The organism is Actinophytocola sp. (assembly GCF_035712165.1).
Taxonomy (GTDB): domain Bacteria; phylum Actinomycetota; class Actinomycetes; order Mycobacteriales; family Pseudonocardiaceae; genus DASYTH01.
The window spans coordinates 1-15,949 of record NZ_DASTBH010000130.1 but is presented as its reverse complement, the minus strand read 5'-3'; the positions used below and the strand labels follow the sequence as shown (position 1 = coordinate 15,949).

Here is a 15,949-nt window from a genome sequence, read left to right as displayed (position 1 = left end):
CCGGGTGGATGAAGCGGCGGAGGCGTTCGGCGGGGGCGGCCACCTCGTGGCGCGCCCAGAGCGTGGCGAACTCGTCGCTGTGGGCGGCGAGCAGTTCGATGTCGTGGTCCCACTCGGGGTCGCCGATGTGCTTGGCGTACTCGGCACGCAACCGGGCGACCATGTGCGGCGCCTCGTCCTCGTAGTTGAGGAACGTGTCCCGCCGGTTGGGCTCGGCGAAACAGCACCACAGCGTGTTCTGGTGCACGCACGGCATCGTGTGCCACGCCGAGAACAGATCCTGGTACGCCGCGTTCTTGGCGATCACGTCGAACCGACCGTTGCTCAGCACCGCCGGTAACGGGTCGAGCGCGTGCAGCATCTCGGCCACCGCGGACGACACACTCGTGGTGACGCCGGAGAACTTCGGCGTGGCCTCGGCGAGTTGGTAGAGATGCTCCCGCTCCACCGTGTTGAGCATCAGCGTGCGCGCCACGGCGTCGAGCACCTGCGCGCTGACGTTGATCGACCGGCCCTGCTCGAGCCAGGTGTACCAGGTGACCCCGACCCCGGCCAGCAGCGCGACCTCCTCCCGCCGTAATCCCGCGGTACGCCGGCGGGAACCGGGCGGCAGCCCGACATCCCCCGGCCGCAGCCGGGCCCGCCGCGCCTTGAGGAACTCCCCGAGCGCGGCCCGCCGCGGCGGCGCAACAGGCGCAGACGTCACACTCACACCCCCATCCTTCCCCCAGGGTCCGACATTTCTCATGGGCCGCTCGGCAGGCCACACCGGTTGGTCTCCCGGGTCACCCACCGGGACCCGCATCTAGCCCGGTTATCCAGGTGCTCCCGATAACAGGACCAACCGGCTCTCACCTACGCCCTGTTCCCGGCCGCAGGGTTGGCTCATGACCGACACCCTGATCACCGCGCGCCCGCCGAACACCGACCGCCGCTGGCTCATGCTGGGCGTCCTGCTCGCCGGTCAGTTCATGGCCCTGCTCGACGTCACCATCGTCAACGTGGCCATGCCGACCATCAGATCCGACCTGGGCGCCTCGGGCGCCGCACTGCAGCTGGTCGTCGCCGGCTACACCGTCAGCTACGCCATGCTGCTGATCACCGGCGCACGGCTGGGCGACCTCTACGGCCGGCGCCGGATGTACCTGACCGGCCTGCTCGTGTTCACCGTGAGCTCACTGCTCTGCGGCCTCGCCCCGGACGTCGCCACGCTGATCATCGCCCGGTTCGTCCAGGGCGCGGGCGCCGCGCTGATGGTGCCGCAGATCATCAGCATGATCCAGCTCCGGTTCGCGGGCGAGGCCAGGGCCACCGCGCTTTCCGCGTACTCCGCCGTGATCGCGATCGGCGCGATCGCCGGGATGATCTTCGGCGGGTTGCTGGTCGCCGCCGACCTGTTCGGCGCCGGCTGGCGGCCGGTGTTCCTGGTCAACGTCCCGTTCGGCGTGGTCCTCGCGCTGCTGGTGCCCCGGCTGGTCGCGGCGGACGGCCCGCGCGGCAGCCGGCGGCTCGACCTCGCCGGCCTGGCGATCGCGGTCCCCGCGGTGTTCCTGGTGGTGTTCCCGCTGGTGCTCGGCCACGAGCGCGGCTGGCCGGCCTGGACGTTCCTCAGCGTCGCGGCCGGGCTCGCGCTCGCCCTGGCGTTCGTCGCGGTGGAACGCCGGGTCGCCGCCCGGGGTGGGGATCCGTTGCTGCGCCTGGACGTGCTGCGTTCGCCGGGCCTGCGCACCGGGCTCGCCGCGCTCGCCGCGGGCACCTGCGCCTACGGCGGCTTCCTGTTCATGTTCACCCTGCACCTGCAGGGCGGCCTCGGTTACGGGGCGCTGACCGCGGCGCTCATGTTCGCCCCGGCCGGCATCCTGTTCGGCCTGTTCGGGTTCTACTGGCGGAAGTTCCCGGCCGGCGTCCACCATCTGCTCACCCCGATCGGCTTCGGGATCGCCGTCGCCGGTTACCTGATCGTCGGCGCCACGCTGCGCGACGGCACCGGTGGCGGCGTGCTGCTGCAGGCCGGCCTGTGCCTGTTCGCCGCCGGCATGGGCACCGGGTTCAGCCCGCTGCTGATCCACGCACTGGTCCGGGTGCCGCTGGCCGAGGCCGCCGACGCGAGCGGGCTGCTCACCACGACCGTGCAACTCGGCCAGGTGGTCGGGGTGGCCACGTTCGGCAGCCTGTTCCTGACCCTGGCCGAGCGGCCCGGTCCGCGCCCGTCGGCGCACGCCATCGCGGTGACGTCGGTGTGGCTCGCGGTCCTGCTCACCGCCGGCGCGCTGGTGGCGATCGCGTTGACCAGAACGATCAGTCTGGCAAGGAGATGAGCACCTTCCCGACCGCGCCCGCCCGGACCGCGGCGTGCGCCTCGGCGGTGCGGTCGAGCGGAAAGTGGTGCAGCGGCAGGCCGGCATCGGCGCCGGCCCGCAGCGCGCCCGCCTCGATCGCCGCGGACACGGCGGCGACGGCGTCCTGTTTGGCCGCCTCGGGCACCGTGTACACCAGCACGAACTGGTAGCGGATGTTGTGCAGCATCAACGGAAACACCGGCAGCCCGAGGTTGTCGCCACCGTCGGTGGCATACACCGCGACCGTCGCGTTCGGACCGGTCACCGCGGCGTCGAGGGCCGCGTTGGTGGCGGGGGAGACCTCCACGACGATGTCCACGCCGGACGGGGCGAGCGTCTCGATCTCCCCGACGGGGTTGCCGGTGCGGTAGTTGACCACGTGGTGCGCGCCGGCCGCCTTGGCCAGTTCGGCCTTCTCCGGGCCGCTGACCGTGCTGAGCACGGTCGCGCCGGACCACCGGGCCAGCTGGATGGCGGCGTTGCCCACCGCCCCGGCGCCCCCGGCGACCAGCACGGTCCGGCCGGCCAGCGCCCCCGGCCCCAGCCGCTCCGGACCGCCGTCGGCGACGGTCAGGCAGCGGTGCGCGGTCATCGCCGGGATGCCGACGCTGGCGCCGAGGTCGAAGGAGGCGTTGTCGGGCAACGGCACCGCCTGCCGCTCGGGCACCACGACGTACTCCTGCGCGGTGCCGTCCGGCCGCTGCCAGGCGGCCTCCCACACCCATACCCGGGTCCCGGCGGCGAGGGTGGTGTCCGGTCCCACCGCGTCCACCACCCCGGCGCCGTCCTGGTTGGGGACGGTGCGGCCGTCCGGTTCCGCGGCGCGCTCGCGGGCCTTCCAGTCGGTGGGGTTCACCCCGGACACCGTGATCCGGACCCGCACCTCGCCGGGGCCGGGCTCGGGCACCGGCAGGTCCGCGGACGCGAAACCGCCCCGCGCGTACACGATCGCTCTCATGGGGAGATCATGTCGCACGGGGCGGCTTGTGCGGCGATCAGCCGACCAGCATCGGGGTGTGCTCCTCGTCGGCCGCCTCCGGGTCGACCGGAGCCTTGCCGCGCGGCAGGAACAGCGCCGGGATGAACGCCACCGCGAGCAGCACCATGGACCAGAAGAACGTCGACCCGAACGCGTCGGCGATCAGCGGGTTGACCTGCTCACGCAGCTCCGGCGGCACGGCCTGGGCCGCGCCGAGCCCGCCGCGCTCGCCCCCGGTGGGCAGCCGCTCGGCCAGTTCGTTGCTCAGCACCACCGCCATGAGCGCGGTGCCGATCGAGCCACCGATCTGCTGGATGATGTTCAGCGAGGTGGACGCGCCGGGCACGTCGGCCTTGGTGATGGTGCGCAGGGCCCCGGTCATCATCGGCATCATGGTCATGCCCATGCCCATCCCCATGACGAACAGCGCGCCGCCGAGCAGCCAGTAGGACGTGTCCGCGCCCACCTGGGTGAACACCGCCATTCCCGCCACGATCACGATGATGCCCGCCTGGGCGATCCGGGCCGGGCCGAACCGGTCGGCGACGATGCCGCCGATCGGCATGGTCAGCATCGCGCCGATGCCCTGCGGGGCCAGCAGCAGCCCGGCGGCCAGCGCGGTCTCCCCGCGCACCGTCTGGTAGTACAGCGGGAACATCAGCATGGCGCCGAAGAACGCGATGGCGAAGAGCACCATGGCGATCGACGAGACCGTGAACGTGCGGTTCCGGAACAGCTTCAGGTCGATCAGCGGGTGGCTGGTGCGGGTGGCCCGCACGATGAACCCGGCGATCAGGACCGCGCCGGCGATGGCCGGGACGAGCACCTCGGCGCCCTTGAAGCCGCCCGCCTTGGGCACCTGGGCCAGGCCGTAGATCAGCGCGGCCAGACCGGGGGAGAGCAGCAGCAGGCCGAGCAGGTCCAGCTTCTGGGTCGGCTGCGGGTTGTCCTTCGGCAGGATCCGCAGGCCGGCGACCAGCGCGAGGATGCCGACCGGCACGTTGATGAAGAAGATCCAGCGCCAGGACACGTCGTCGACCAGCCAGCCGCCCAGGATCGGTCCGAAGATCGGGCCGAGCAGCATCGGCACGCCGAGCACGCTCATCACCCGGCCGATCCGCTGCGGTCCGGCGGCCTGGGTCAGGATGATCATGCCGGCCGGCATGATCATGCCGCCGCCGAGGCCCTGCAGCACCCGGAAGCCGATCAGCGACTCGACCGACCAGGCCATGCCGGCCATGGCCGAGCCGGCCAGGAACAGCGTGATCGCGGTCAGGTAGAGCCGTTTGGTGCCGAACCGGTTGGACGCCCATCCGGCCAGCGGGATGACCGTGGCCAGCGCCAGCGTGTAGCCGGTGGCGATCCACTGGATCGTCTCCAGCGAGGTCTCGAACTCCGCCGAGAGCTTGCTGATGGCGACGTTCACCACGGTGATGTCGAGGATCGACATGATCGCACCGAGCACCACCACGGCGCCCACTGCGAGGAGCTTGCGATCGAGCCCCGCTCCGGACGATGCCTCCGGCACCGTCGTCTGTCCCCCCGTACTCATCGCGACTCCTTTGCTGTGTTGGGGTGTTGTAGTTCCGGCTGGGCCAGGATCGGCGCCAGCGCGTCGTGCAGGCTCTGCCGTTCGCGTTCGGTGAGTCGTTCGGCGAACGCGCGCAGTCCCTCGGTGTGTGCTTCGGTCAGGCGCAGCAGCAGTTGCTCGCCGGGTCCGGCCAGGCTGATCCGCTTCACCCGGCGGTCGTGCTCGTCCTCGCGGCGGGCCAGCAGGCCCTCCCGGACCATGGCGTCCACCGCCCGGCCGGCGGCCGCGACGGACAGGCCAAGCTGGTCGGCCAGTTCGTGCAACGACGGCTCATGATCACTGGTATCCAGGATGAACAGGGTGCAGAGCTGGGAGAACGACAGATCCAAGCCGGATGCGAAGACGATCCGGCGCGCCTCGGCGATCTTGGTCAGCCGAGTGCAGAAGCCGACCAGCACCGGGACGAGCCGGTCGATCGACACGCAAGATCTTTGCACGCACGCAACTATATCAGCGGCGCAAATGAACCGGCGTTGAATTACCGTGTGATCATCGGCACAGGCTCTGGTCCTAAGCGGACAGCCGGTCAACCCACATGACGGCACCATACGGCCCGGCCATAATGCGGCTCTACTCGATTACTGCGGAGGCTCACCCATGGCCCAGCGCCCCAAGGTCGACTTCTACTTCGACCCCGCCTGCCCGTTCGCCTGGATCACCTCCAGGTGGATGCTCGAGGTCGACCGGCAGCGCGACCTCGACCTGCGGTTCCGCGTGATGAGCCTCTCCGTGCTCAACGAGCACCGCGAACTCGACGACTGGTACCGCACGTTCTGCGACAACGCCTGGGGCCCGGTCCGGGTGTGCGTCGCGGCCGCGCAGCAGCACGGCGAGGCGGTGCTGCGCGACCTCTACACCGCGTTGGGCACCCGCATTCACAACGGGGGCAACGACGACTACCCGGCGGTGATCGCCGAGGCACTGGCCGAGGTCGGCCTACCCGCCGAACTCGCCGCCGCGGCCACCAGCACCGACTACGACGACGCGCTGCGCAAGAGCCACCACGAGGGCATGGACCCGGTCGGCGAGGAGGTCGGCACCCCCACGATCCACATCGACGGGGTGGCCTTCTTCGGGCCGGTGCTGATGTCCATCCCACGTGGACCGCAGGCCGCCGAACTGTTCGACGCCGCCCGCACCCTGGCCGCCTACCCGCGGTTCTTCGAGCTCAAGCGCACCCGTACCGGGGATTTCGACTTCTCCTGACCGGCCCGGTGTGGCGTGGGGCACTATTTTGTGCCCCATGGGATGTGCGCCCGAGGCGGTTGCCAGAGTGCTGGCGACGGCCGTACCGGACCCGGTCACCGTCGAGGCCCTGGAGCCGCTGTCCGGCGGGGCGTCGGCGGACATCTGGTCGGTCGACATCACCGACGGCGCCGGCATCGCGCACGCGCTGATCCTGCGCCGGGGCGTGCGCCGCGGCGATATGAGCTTCGGCATCGACCCCCGGCTGGAACCGCTGGTACAGCGCGCGGCGGCCCGGGCGGCGGTGCCCACCGCCCCGGTTCTGGCGATCTTCGCCGACGACGAGTCGCTGGGCACCGGTTACGTGATGCGCCGGCTGCCCGGCGAGACCATCCCGCGCAAACTCTTGCGGGACAGCGTCTACGCCGGCGCGCGGGTCCGGCTCACCGCGGACTGCGCCGCCGCGCTGGCCCGGATCCACCAGGTGCCGCTGGACGCGCTGCCGGCTCTGCCCCAACTGCCGGCGCAGGAGCAGTTGACGTTTCTGGAGGCGCTGCACCGCTCGGTCGAGGCGCCGGTGCCCACGTTCGAGGTGGGCTTCCGCTGGCTGCGCGAGCGGATGCCGCCCCCGGCGCCGCTTCGCCTGGTGCACGGCGACTTCCGCACCGGGAACTTCCTGGTGGGCGAGGACGGGCTGGTCGCGGTCCTGGACTGGGAGTTGGCCCACCTCGGCGACCCGACCGAGGACATCGGCTGGTTGTGCACCCGGGCCTGGCGGTTCGGCGGGCCCGGGGAGGTCGGCGGGTTCGGGTCCCGCGCGGACTTCTACGGCGCCTACGAGCGCGCCGGCGGCCGACCGGTGGACGAGAGCCGGGTGCGCTTCTGGGAGGTGTTCGGGGCGCTCAAGTGGGGAATCATCTGCCAGTTGCAGGCGTTCGCGCACCTGCGTGGCGACCTGCCGTCGGTCGAGCGCGCGACGATCGGCCGGCGGGTCACCGAGGCCGAACTGGACCTACTGCTGCTGATGTCATGAAGGACGCCGCCATGCTGCATGAACGCCCGACCGCCGCCGAACTGGTCGCCGCCGTGGCCGACTTCCTGGAGCGTGAGGTGCGCCCCGCCCTCGACGGCCGGCTCGCCTTCCACGCCAAGGTCGCCACGAACGCCCTGCGCATCGTGCAGCGGGAGCTGACCGCCGGCCCGGCCGTCGCCGAAGCCGAGCTCACCCGGCTGCGCTCGCTCACCAACACCGACGCCGACCTCCCCACCCTCAACACGTTGCTGGCCGCCCAGATCCGCGCCGGCACACTGTCCATTGCGGACTCCGCGCTTCGCGACCACCTCATCCGCAGCGTGCTGTCCCGCATCACCATCGACAACCCCGGCTACCCCTCGGTCGCCGAAGCCGCCACCCGCTGGCCCGACCGCTAGTGACCCGCCATCCGGCGGGGGCTAACCTCACGGGCGGCGTTGCGAGGGACGCCGCGCGAGGAGGGTCGATGTCCGCTCCGGAGTTAGGTTGGCGCCGGTTCTGGCCCGTGGCGGCGCTCGTCGCCGCCGGGCTCGCGGTCGCGACGGCCGCGGCGTTCGTCAGCACGGGCATCGGAGCCGGCGACCCGGCCCCCACGGGCTCGCCCCAGGCCACCACCCGGACGGTCACCGAAACCGTCACCAGGCAAAGCGTCGTCACCATCACGGCCGCCCCGGCGCCACCGGCGGGCCCGGCCTCCCAGTTCGGCGACGGCACGCACCTCGTGGGCCTCAACATCACCGCGGGCGAGTACCGCACCGCCGGTCCCAACGGCAGCAACCCCGGGGGCTGCTACTGGTCGGTGCGCAAGGCCGACCGGTCGAGCGTCACCGACTACGGCAAGACCGACCGCCCGACCCAGATCACCGTCAGCGGCGGCGAGCTCGTCGAAACCAACGGCTGCCACACCTGGACCCGTGCCTAGCGCGGCCAGGGTGGGGTGCCCTGGTAGGCGCGCGCGATCAGGCTGACCCACCGGTAGACGGCGTCCTCGTTGGGCGCCAGGGGACCGGGCACGAAGTGCGGGGAGGACACGCCGCGCTGGACGGACTCGCAGGCGGCCCAGTCCTGGCGGTTGGTGCGGTCCCAGAACTCCACGGCGTAGCCGGCGTCCTGGACCTCCGGGGGCACATACCAGGAGCACTCGACCTGGGTGGTGTCCGGCGTCAGCGGCCGCAGGCGGTGGGTCATCACGTAGTCGGGGTGCAGCGACAGCAGGAGATCCGGGAACAGCGCGAGGTAGCGGACCCGGCGTTGGTCGACTCCGGGCAGCGGCACGCCACCGGAGCGGCCGTCCAGGGACATGGTCGTCATTCCGTCCCGGAGGTCCATGGTGCCGCCCACCCACGCGCCGGGCAGGTCGTAGTTGTCGCCGCTGTTCGGCGGCGAGACCGCGCACAGTTCCGGGTGGATGTGCGGGCAGTGGTAGCACTCCTGGTAGTTCTCGACGATCACCTTCCAGTTGGCCCGCACCTGGTACTCGTGCCGGTCGGCGAGCCGCAGCCGGTCCGGCGCGTAGGGCGCCACCAGGCCGGCGAGCGCCCCGAGGTGGGTGGCGAACGGCGCCGCGTCGCCGGTGGCGTTGACGAACACCCAGCCGTGCCACACCTGTGCCGGCAGCGGTACCAGCCCATGCTCCGCCGGCTCGAACCCCACCACGTCCCGGAACCGCGGCGCACCCGCCAGCGCACCGTCCACTGTGTACACCCAGCCGTGGTACGGGCACACGATCACCGGCCGGTCCGCCGACTCGCCGTCGCCGATCAACTCGTGCCCGCGATGCCGGCAGGTGTTGGCGAACGCTTTCACCTCCGCGCCGCTACGCACCAGCAGCACCGGCACATCGCCCACCGTGATCCCGCGCTGAGCCGGCAACTCCTCCGCCCGGCCGGCGCACACCCAGGTCCCGGCGAAGAGTTGCCGCCGCTCCCAGCCGAGCACCTCCGCCGAGGTGTACGCGGCCGCCGGCAGCATGGTCGACTCGCCGAACGGCCGCAGCGACCGGGCCACCTCGGCGGGCTCCATCGGCGCGGGCGGCCAGGTCATTCCCCGACTCTACCCGCCGCATTCGGTGGAAAGTCCATTGTGGACGTGGAGCTCAGCGGGTGAGGAGGGCTCCGTCGACCACCAGGGTGTGGCCGTTGACGTAGTCGGAGGCCCCGCTGGCCAGGAACACCGCGGCGCCGGCCAGGTCCGGTGGGTCACCCCAGCGGGCGGCCGGAATGCGGTCCAGCGTCTGCCGGTACAGGGCCGGGTCGGCGCGGAGCGGCGCGGTGTTGTCGGTGTCGAAGTACCCCGGCGCGATCGCGTTGACCTGAACGTTGCGCGGCGCCCACTCGCTGGCCCAGGCCCGGGTCAGTCCCAGCACCGCGTGCTTGCTCGCCGTGTAGCCGGACACCATCGTGCCGCCCTGGAAACTCAGGATCGACGCGATGTTGACGATCTTCCCGGCCCGCCGCGCCAGCATCGGCGCCGCGACCGCGCGGGTCAACTCGAACAGCGACTCGACGTTCACCGCCGAGACGGCGCGAAAATCGTCCAGTGGGTGCTCGGCGGCCGGCGCCCGGCGGATGATCCCGGCGTTGTTCACCAGGATGTCGATCCGGTGCCCGGCCAGGATTCGCTGGGCGGCCGGGGCCACGCTGCGCGGTTCCAGCAGATCCACCTCGACCACGGTCGCCGACCGGCCGAGCGCCTGAATCCGTTCGCAGACCGGTGCGAAGTCCCCACCGTGGCCCAGCAGCACCAGCTCGGCCCCCGCCTCGGCCAGGGCGGCCGCGATCGCCGCGCCCAAGCCGGTCCGCGCACCGGTGACCAGCGCGGTGCGTCCGCGCAGCGAGAACAGTTGCTCCAGATAGTTCATTCCATGAGCCTGCCAGGCGCGCTCCAACGGCCAATCGGCCGCATCCCGTGCGCCAATTGGTATATCGCCGAAGATTGGTTCGTGATGTGTCCGAAATCCGCGTGCCTGGGGGAATTGGTTCGCAAGTGGGTGACGGCTTCCATATTCGGGTAACGGCCCCGGCAGCCGGAGCTACCCACCATTGGGCGGCACCTCGTCGTGCCCTTCGGACAGGGGAGCTTGATTTGTCATCGACAGATATGAACCAGTCTCAGGGCCGAACCGGTCGCCCGACGCGCGCCGAGGCCGTCGACGTCCAGTACGAGGGCGCGGCCGCGGCTGCCGGTTACGCCGCGGCGCACGACGGCTGGGGAGCCACCGCGCGCTTCTTCCACTCCCGTTTCCACGTGGTGACCGAGGCGCTGCGGGACTGCCCGGGCGGCGACCTCATCGACGTGGGCTGCGGGCCGGGCATGCTGGTCCGGCTGCTGCTGGACACCCGCGCGGCCGATTTCAAGTTCACCGCCTGCGACATCTCCCCGGCCATGGTCGCGGCGGCCACCGAGCGGCTCGCCGGGGCGCCCAACGTCCGTCTCCTGGTGGCCCGCATCGAAGATATCCCGATCCCCGACGAGAGTTTCGACGCCACCGTCGCGACCGGGGTCCTGGAATACGCCGACGCGGACCGCGGCTTACACGAGTTGGCCAGAATCACCCGTCCAGGTGGCCTGGTCGTGATAACGATGCTCAACCCGCGTAGCCTGTACCGGATATTCGAGTGGTTCGTTTTCTGGCCAGGACTGCGCCTGCTCGGCCGGTTGGAAAGAATGGCCGGCGTCCCGGCCGGGAAACGGCACGGCGCTCCGGTCACCGGCATCGAGGCGTTCTCCCGGCGCGGGCTGTGCCGTCGGATGCGCGCGGTCGGACTGCGCCCGGACGACGTCGTCTACTTCGACCTGTCGCCGATGCCGCCGCCGTTCGACCGGCTGGTCCGGCGGGTGTTCCGCGGGTGGCGGAACCGTCCCGAACGGACCGCCACCCGCGGCGCGGGCCGCTGGATGGGCACCGCGTACCTCGTCGCCGCCCGCCGCCTACCGGTGACCTAGACCTTGCGGCCGCTCAGCGCGTCGCGCAGCCGGTCGATCAGACCCGCGCCCGGCGCGAGAATGAGGTTCGCCGGCGGCTTGGACGGGGCGGACGGATGCGGTCGGGTCGGCGCGATCTTCTTGGCCGCCACCACCTTCTCACCCAGCTTGTGCAGTTCCTCGGCCGAGCACAGCTCCCGCATCTTCGGCAGCAGCTTGGACTCCTCCTCCTCGAGATGGTGCCGCACGTCCTTGATCAGCTTCGCCACCATCTCGTCGAACCGCGGGTCGCCCGGCTCAAGATCCTCCAGCGCCTTCATGTCCTCTTCGGCCTCGTGATGCTCCTCGAGCTCGTGGTCGACGACCTCGTCGCCGTTCGGCAGCGCCTTGCGCGCCGCCGGGTACATGAACATCTCCTCGGCGACCGAATGCCGCACCAGCTCGGCGATCACGTGGTCGAGCAGGTCCCGCCGGTGCTGCGCCGAACCGGAGCGGGCCTCCAGCTCGGTGAACACCTTCTCGAACTCCCGATGGTCGGCGATGATCACATCGATCAGGTCGGACCGATCGGTGGCCGTCATGTTGTTACCTCCCATTGCCTACTGCGGCTTCGTGAAAATCGGGTACCCCGGTTTCGGCCGGAGGAATCCCGGGTTTGTCCGCACACCCCACCGGGTACCTGTCAGGCGACCATGAACAGGAGAAACGACGCGGGAGTTGAGAGACCATGAGCACCGCTCGGGACATCATGACGCCCAATCCGAGGTGCGTGCGGACCAGCGAAACCGTGCTGGACGCGGCGCGCGTCATGGCCGAGGAGTCGGTCGGCGCGCTGCCCGTGTGCGGTGAGGACAACAAGATCAAGGGAATGCTGACCGACCGCGACATCGTGGTGAAGGTGCTCGCCGCCGGGAAGGACCCGCGGGCCATGCACGCCGGCGAGGTGCCGCACGAGGACCTGGTCACGGTGCGGGCCGACGACGACGTCGAGCAGGTCATCCGCACGATGAAGCAGCACCAGATCCGGCGGGTGCCGGTGCTCGACAGCGACCACCGGCTGGTCGGTATCGTCGCCCAGGCCGACGTGGCGAGGACGCTGCCGGACGGCCAGGTGGGCGACCTGCTCGAGGCTGTCTCCGCCGAGTGACGGGCGGCCGAGCGCCCCGGTCCGGCTCGGCCGCGCGGTATGGTTACGCGGGGTGGTGATGCATGGCTGGGGTCACGGAGGCCCTCGGCAGCGCCGAGTTCACACATCCGGCGCTGTTCTATCGGGGTCTCGACGACTATCTCGATGGTGTGGGCGGCTTCCTACGGGCCGGCCTGGCTGCCGGTGAGCCCGTCTTCGCCGCCGTGCCGCCGGACCGGCTCGCTCCGCTGCGTGACCACCTGGGTGCGGACGGAGACCGGGCGCACCTGGTGGACATGGCCGAGGCCGGCCGCAACCCCGGCCGGATCATGACCGCACTGACCGACTTCGCCGGGCGCCGCGGTTCGGGACGGGCCTGGCTGGTCGGCGAACCGATCTGGGCCTCCCGGACCCCGGCCGAGATCCGCGAGGCGACCCGGCACGAAGCGCTGATCAACCTCGCGTTCGCCGACGTGCCCGTCACCATCCTGTGCCCGTACGACGTCAGCGGCCTGTCGCCGGAGGTGATCGCCGACGCGGCCCGCACCCATCCGGTGCTGTGGCGCGACGGCGAGGAGAAGCCGAGCCCCGCCTACGACGACCCGATGATCGTCGCCACCGGTTGCGACGCCGCCGATGCGGCCGGCGCGGACGCCGAATGCCGGGAGTTCGACCCCGCCAACCTGATCGCCGTGCGGGCCTGGGCGCTGGAGTTCGGGCAGGCCGCCGGGTTGTCCGAGGACCGCTCATTCGACCTCAAGCTCGCGGTGGGCGAGGCGGTGGCCAACTCGGTCCGGCACGGCGGCGGCCGCGGTTCGCTGACGCTGTGGCGGGCCCCGGGTGGTGGCGTGGTGGCCCAGGTGCGCGATACCGGACGGCTGGCCGACCCGCTGGTCGGCCGGCGCCGCCCGGCCCCCGGCGCCGCCAACGGCCGTGGTCTGTGGATGATCCACCATCTGTCCGACCTGGTGGAGTTCGCCCCCGGCGTGATCCGGTTACACGTCTCGTAGGGCTTACCTGGGCTGCAGCGGCAGCGTGATGTCCTCCTCCAGGTGCGCCGCCATCAGCTCCAACAGTCGCTCCGAGTCCACCGGCTTGGTCACGTAGTCGTTCGCGCCGGCCGCCAGCGTGCGCTGGCGGTCCTCCGGCATCGCCTTCGCGGTCACCGCGATGATCGGCAGATCGGCGTGCTGGCTCATGTTCCGGATCGCCGCGATGGTCGCGTTGCCGTCCAGTTCGGGCATCATCACGTCCATCAGCACCAGCGCGATCTCCGGGTGCTGCTCGAGCACCCGGATCCCGGACACCCCGGTGTCGGCCGAGAGCACGTCGAACCCGCGCTGCTCGAGCACCGCCGTCAGGGCGAACACGTTGCGCGGGTCGTCGTCCACGATCAGCACCTGCACGCCGCGGAACCGGTGCGCCGGCACCGGAGCCGGGGGCTCGGCCAGCGCCGCCAACTCCACCGGCTGGGCGTTGAACGGCAGCGTCGGCATGCCGGCCGCCGGCACCTGCACGGTCGCCGGGAGATAGAGCGTGAACGTGCTGCCCCGGCCCGGCTCGCTGCGCACGGTCAACTCGCCGCCCAGCAGCTGGGTCAGGTCCCGGCTGATCGACAGCCCCAGACCCGTGCCGCCGTAAGCCCGGTTGGTGGTGCCGTCCGCCTGCCGGAACGCGTCGAAGATCACCTCGAGCTTGTCCTCCGCGATGCCGACCCCGGTGTCGCTCACCGCGAAGGCGAACACCGACGGCTCGTCGCGCAGCGCCGGGGTGCGCACCTCGTTCGGCCCGGCCATCCGGATGTGCAGCCGAACCGTGCCGCTGTGCGTGAACTTCACCGCGTTGGACAGCAGGTTGCGCAGGATCTGTTGCAGCCGCTGCTCGTCGGTGTGCAGCACCGGGCGGATGTCCGGGTCCACGGCCACCTCGAAGTTCAGGCCCTTGTCCGTCGTCAGCGGCCGGCACATGGCCTCGACGTAGTCCACCAGCACCGGCACCGACACGTCGGTCGGATGCGGCTCCAGGTGGCCGGCCTCCACCTTGGCCAGGTCCAGGATGTCGTTGATCAGCTGGAGCAGGTCGCTGCCGGCCGAGTAGATCGTGCTGGCGTACTCGACCTGCCGGCCGGTCAGGTTGCGCTCGGCGTTCTCGGCCAGCACCTTGGCCAGCACCAGCGCGCTGTTCAACGGGGTGCGCAGCTCGTGCGACATGTTCGCCATGAACTCCGACTTGTACTTCGAGGCGATCGCCAGTTGCTGCGCCCGTTCCTCCAACTCCTGCCGGGCCTGCTCGATCTCGAAGTTCTTCACCTCGATGTCGCTGTTCTGCCGGGCCAGCAGCGCGGCCTTCTCGGCCAGCTCGGTGTTGGACCGCTGCAGTTCCTGTTGCTGCGCCTGCAACTCCTGGGCCAGCCGCTGCGACTCGCCGAGCAGCGCCTCGGTCCGCTCGTTGGCCAGGATGGTGTTCACGCCGATGCCGATCGGCTCCCTGAGCTGTTCCAACAGATCCTGGTGCACCGCGGTGAACTTGTTCACTGTGGACAGTTCGATCACGCCGAGCGCCTGGCCCTCGAACATCAGCGGCAGCACGATCACGTTGACCGGACGGGTGGAACCCAGTCCGGATGCCACCTTCACGTAGTCCGGCGGCGCTTCGCTGATCAGGATCGTCCGCTTGTCCAGCGCCGCCTGCCCGACCAGCGACTCGCCGAGCGCGAACCGCGGCGGAACCGCGTTGACCCGGCCGTAGGCGGCGGTCTGCTCCAGCGAGCTCTGCCCGTCCGCTCCGGTCCGGCTCAGGAAGAACGCCCCGTGCTGGGCGTTCACCAGCGGCGCGAGCTCGGACAGGATCAGCATCGAGACGGTGCCCAAGTCGCGGTGACCCTGCATCAGCCCGGAGATCCGGGCCAGGTTGGTCTTGAGCCAGTCCTGTTCCTGGTTGGTCCGGGTGGTCTCCTTGAGGTTGCCGATCATCCGGTTGATGTTGTCCTTCAGCTCGGCGACCTCGCCGGAGGCGTCCACGGTGATCTGCCGGGTCAGGTCGCCTGCGGTCACCGCGGTCGCCACCGCGGCGATCGCGCGGACCTGGGTGGTCAGGTTGCCGGCGAGCTGGTTCACGCTCTCGGTCAGGTCCTGCCAGGTGCCGGCCACACCGCGGACCCGGGCCTGGCCGCCCAGCTTGCCCTCGGTGCCGACCTCGCGGGCCACCCGGGTGACCTCGTCGGCGAACGCGGAGAGCTGGTCCACCATGGTGTTCAGGGTGTTCTTCAGCTCCAGGATCTCGCCCCGGGCATCCACGTCGATCTTCTTGGACAGGTCGCCGGAGGCGACCGCGGTGGTCACCTGGGCGATGTTGCGCACCTGGCTGGTCAGGTTGAACGCCATCGAGTTGACGTTGTCGGTCAGGTCCTTCCAGATGCCGGCCACGTTGCGGACGTGCGCCTGGCCGCCGAGGATGCCCTCGGTGCCGACCTCGCGGGCCACCCGGGTGACCTCGTCGGCGAAGGCCCGCAGCGTGTCGACCATGCCGTTGAACGTGTCGGCCAGCGCCGCGACCTCGCCCTTGGCGTCGACGGTGATCTTCTTGGAGAGGTCGCCGGAGGCCACCGCGTTGGCCACCGCGGCGATGCTGCGCACCTGGCCGGTGAGGTTCTCGGCCATCACGTTGACGTTGTCGGTCAGGTCCTTCCAGGTGCCGCCCACCCCGCGCACCCGGGCCTGGCCGCCCAGCTTGCCGTCGGTGCCGACCTCGCGGGCCACCCGGGTGACCTCGT

Annotated in this window: 16 protein-coding genes; 8 read left to right on the top strand and 8 right to left on the bottom strand. The window is 70.9% G+C overall.

All coding sequences use genetic code 11. The features are described from left to right. On the bottom strand, positions 1 to 712 hold a 712-nt coding region (locus VFO68_RS07200), incomplete at its 3' end, for a helix-turn-helix transcriptional regulator (RefSeq protein WP_325157384.1). A 175-nt stretch (positions 713 to 887) separates the two neighbouring features. Between VFO68_RS07200 and VFO68_RS07195 the strand changes: the two genes are divergently transcribed. After that, a complete protein-coding gene (locus VFO68_RS07195; RefSeq protein ID WP_325157383.1) occupies positions 888 to 2,318 on the top strand; it encodes an MFS transporter in 1,431 nt (476 codons plus the stop codon). On the opposite strand, the gene VFO68_RS07190 is transcribed toward VFO68_RS07195, so the two are convergent. From VFO68_RS07190 to VFO68_RS07180, 3 genes are read right to left on the bottom strand one after another with little or no spacing between them, the layout of a single operon-like run. Then, positions 2,299 to 3,297: an NADPH:quinone reductase gene (locus tag VFO68_RS07190; protein WP_325157382.1), complete on the bottom strand. Its 999-nt coding sequence runs from the start codon at positions 3,295 to 3,297 to the stop codon at positions 2,299 to 2,301. The genes VFO68_RS07195 and VFO68_RS07190 overlap by 20 nt on opposite strands. 37 nt (positions 3,298 to 3,334) lie before the next feature. Further along, the gene (locus VFO68_RS07185) at positions 3,335 to 4,870 is read right to left on the bottom strand and encodes a DHA2 family efflux MFS transporter permease subunit (protein ID WP_325157381.1); all 1,536 of its coding nucleotides are present in this window, start codon (positions 4,868 to 4,870) and stop codon (positions 3,335 to 3,337) included. Beyond that, positions 4,867 to 5,331 carry a MarR family winged helix-turn-helix transcriptional regulator gene (locus VFO68_RS07180; protein ID WP_325157380.1) on the bottom strand — a complete coding sequence of 155 codons (465 nt, stop codon included), beginning with the start codon at positions 5,329 to 5,331 and terminating at the stop codon, positions 4,867 to 4,869. The genes VFO68_RS07185 and VFO68_RS07180 overlap by 4 nt, the downstream gene beginning before the upstream one ends. A gap of 175 nt (positions 5,332 to 5,506) precedes the next feature. On the opposite strand from VFO68_RS07180, the gene VFO68_RS07175 reads away from it, so the two are divergent. The 4 genes from VFO68_RS07175 (at position 5,507) to VFO68_RS07160 (ending at position 8,049) form a co-directional block, all read left to right on the top strand. Continuing rightward, complete coding sequence (locus VFO68_RS07175) at positions 5,507 to 6,115, top strand: DsbA family protein (RefSeq protein WP_325157379.1); 609 nt, start codon at positions 5,507 to 5,509, stop codon at positions 6,113 to 6,115. A gap of 67 nt (positions 6,116 to 6,182) precedes the next feature. Then, positions 6,183 to 7,127: a phosphotransferase family protein gene (locus VFO68_RS07170; protein ID WP_325157378.1), complete on the top strand. Its 945-nt coding sequence runs from the start codon at positions 6,183 to 6,185 to the stop codon at positions 7,125 to 7,127. Positions 7,128 to 7,138: 11 nt separating this feature from the next. Next, positions 7,139 to 7,525 (top strand): DUF6285 domain-containing protein, encoded by a 387-nt coding sequence (locus VFO68_RS07165; RefSeq protein WP_325157377.1) that lies wholly within the window; start codon positions 7,139 to 7,141, stop codon positions 7,523 to 7,525. A gap of 68 nt (positions 7,526 to 7,593) precedes the next feature. Beyond that, the gene (locus VFO68_RS07160) at positions 7,594 to 8,049 is read left to right on the top strand and encodes a hypothetical protein (RefSeq protein ID WP_325157376.1); all 456 of its coding nucleotides are present in this window, start codon (positions 7,594 to 7,596) and stop codon (positions 8,047 to 8,049) included. On the opposite strand, the gene VFO68_RS07155 is transcribed toward VFO68_RS07160, so the two are convergent. Both VFO68_RS07155 and VFO68_RS07150 read right to left on the bottom strand, forming a co-directional pair. Further along, complete coding sequence (locus VFO68_RS07155) at positions 8,046 to 9,170, bottom strand: aromatic ring-hydroxylating dioxygenase subunit alpha (RefSeq protein ID WP_325157375.1); 1,125 nt, start codon at positions 9,168 to 9,170, stop codon at positions 8,046 to 8,048. The two genes, VFO68_RS07160 and VFO68_RS07155, sit on opposite strands and share 4 nt — an antisense overlap. 52 nt (positions 9,171 to 9,222) lie before the next feature. Then, positions 9,223 to 9,987, bottom strand: a complete 765-nt coding sequence (locus VFO68_RS07150; protein ID WP_325157374.1) for an SDR family oxidoreductase — start codon at positions 9,985 to 9,987, stop codon at positions 9,223 to 9,225. A 239-nt stretch (positions 9,988 to 10,226) separates the two neighbouring features. On the opposite strand from VFO68_RS07150, the gene VFO68_RS07145 reads away from it, so the two are divergent. Next, complete coding sequence (locus VFO68_RS07145) at positions 10,227 to 11,072, top strand: class I SAM-dependent methyltransferase (protein ID WP_325157373.1); 846 nt, start codon at positions 10,227 to 10,229, stop codon at positions 11,070 to 11,072. Here VFO68_RS07145 and VFO68_RS07140 read toward each other — a convergent pair. Continuing rightward, positions 11,069 to 11,632, bottom strand: a complete 564-nt coding sequence (locus tag VFO68_RS07140; RefSeq protein ID WP_325157372.1) for a hemerythrin domain-containing protein — start codon at positions 11,630 to 11,632, stop codon at positions 11,069 to 11,071. The two genes, VFO68_RS07145 and VFO68_RS07140, sit on opposite strands and share 4 nt — an antisense overlap. Positions 11,633 to 11,778: 146 nt before the next feature. On the opposite strand from VFO68_RS07140, the gene VFO68_RS07135 reads away from it, so the two are divergent. Both VFO68_RS07135 and VFO68_RS07130 read left to right on the top strand, forming a co-directional pair. Beyond that, positions 11,779 to 12,198, top strand: a complete 420-nt coding sequence (locus tag VFO68_RS07135; RefSeq protein ID WP_325157371.1) for a CBS domain-containing protein — start codon at positions 11,779 to 11,781, stop codon at positions 12,196 to 12,198. A 62-nt stretch (positions 12,199 to 12,260) separates the two neighbouring features. Continuing rightward, positions 12,261 to 13,187 (top strand): sensor histidine kinase, encoded by a 927-nt coding sequence (locus tag VFO68_RS07130; RefSeq protein ID WP_325157370.1) that lies wholly within the window; start codon positions 12,261 to 12,263, stop codon positions 13,185 to 13,187. A gap of 3 nt (positions 13,188 to 13,190) precedes the next feature. On the opposite strand, the gene VFO68_RS07125 is transcribed toward VFO68_RS07130, so the two are convergent. Further along, positions 13,191 to 15,949, bottom strand: a 2,759-nt coding sequence (locus VFO68_RS07125) for a HAMP domain-containing protein (protein ID WP_325157369.1), incomplete at its 5' end; no start/stop codon positions are given.